At 69.1% G+C, this 1,546-nt stretch carries 1 protein-coding gene; it reads left to right on the forward strand.

Translation table 11 applies throughout. From position 1 onward, the window contains the following. The coding region (locus ACZ4SA_RS36880; protein WP_468283228.1) for an acyl-CoA carboxylase subunit beta at positions 1-1,546 on the forward strand (1,546 nt) is incomplete at its 5' end.

Here is a 1,546-nt window from a genome sequence, read left to right on the forward strand (position 1 = left end):
CGCCCGGGGCCGGGTGGCCGAGCTGCAGGCGCTGCGCGAGCAGGCCGTGCGCGGGCCGAGTGAGAAGGCGACCGAGGCGCAGCACGCCAAGGGCAAGCTGACGGCGCGTGAGCGGATCGCTCTGCTGCTGGACGAGGGCTCGTTCCGTGAGGTGGAGCAGTTGCGGCGGCATCGTGCGACGGGGTTCGGGCTGGAGGCGAAGAAGCCGTACACCGATGGTGTGATCACCGGGTGGGGCACGGTGGAGGGCCGCACGGTCTTCGTGTACGCGCACGACTTCCGGATCTTCGGCGGTGCGCTGGGCGAGGCGCACGCCACGAAGATCCACAAGATCATGGACATGGCGATCGCGGCGGGTGCGCCGCTGGTGTCGCTGAACGACGGCGCCGGCGCCCGTATCCAGGAGGGTGTCTCGGCGCTGGCCGGTTACGGCGGCATCTTCCAGCGCAACACCCGCGCCTCGGGGGTGATCCCGCAGATCTCGGTGATGCTCGGCCCGTGCGCGGGCGGCGCCGCCTACAGTCCGGCGCTCACGGACTTCGTGTTCATGGTCCGCGACACCTCGCAGATGTTCATCACCGGCCCCGATGTGGTCAAGGCGGTCACCGGCGAGGAGATCACCCAGAACGGGCTGGGCGGCGCGGACGTGCACGCGCAGACCTCCGGCGTGGCGCACTTCGCCTACGACGACGAGGAGACCTGCATCGGCGAGGTCCGCTACCTGCTGTCGATGCTGCCCTCCAACAACCGGGAGAACCCGCCCACCGCGCACAGCGGCGATCCGGCCGACCGCCGCTGCGAGGTGCTGCTGGACCTGGTGCCGGCGGACGGCAACCGCCCCTACGACATGCACCAGGTCATCGAGGAACTCGTCGACGACGGCGACTTCCTGGAGATCCACGAACGCTGGGCCCGCAACATCATCTGCGCGCTGGCGCGTCTGGACGGGCAGGTGGTGGGCATCGTGGCCAACCAGCCGCAGTCCCTGGCCGGGGTGCTGGACATCGAGGCCTCCGAGAAGGCCGCCCGCTTCGTGCAGATGTGCGACGCGTTCAACATCCCGATCCTCACCCTGCTGGACGTGCCCGGCTTCCTGCCCGGCGTCGACCAGGAACACGGCGGCATCATCCGCCACGGCGCGAAACTGCTGTACGCGTACTGCAACGCCACCGTCCCGCGCATCTCCCTGATCCTGCGCAAGGCCTACGGCGGCGCGTACATCGTCATGGACAGCCAGTCCATCGGCGCCGACCTCACCTACGCCTGGCCCACCAACGAGATCGCCGTCATGGGCGCCGAGGGCGCGGCGAACGTCATCTTCCGCCGCCAGATCGCCGACGCCGAAGACCCCGAATCCATGCGCCTTCGCATGGTCAAGGAGTACAAGGCCGAGCTCATGCACCCCTACTACGCCGCAGAACGCGGCCTCGTCGACGACGTCATCGACCCGGCACAAACCCGCGAGGTCCTCATCGCCTCCCTCGCGATGCTGCGCACCAAGCACGCCGACCTGCCCTCCCGCAAACACGGCAACCCCCCGCAGTAA

This window comes from Streptomyces sp. NPDC027962, assembly GCF_055566095.1.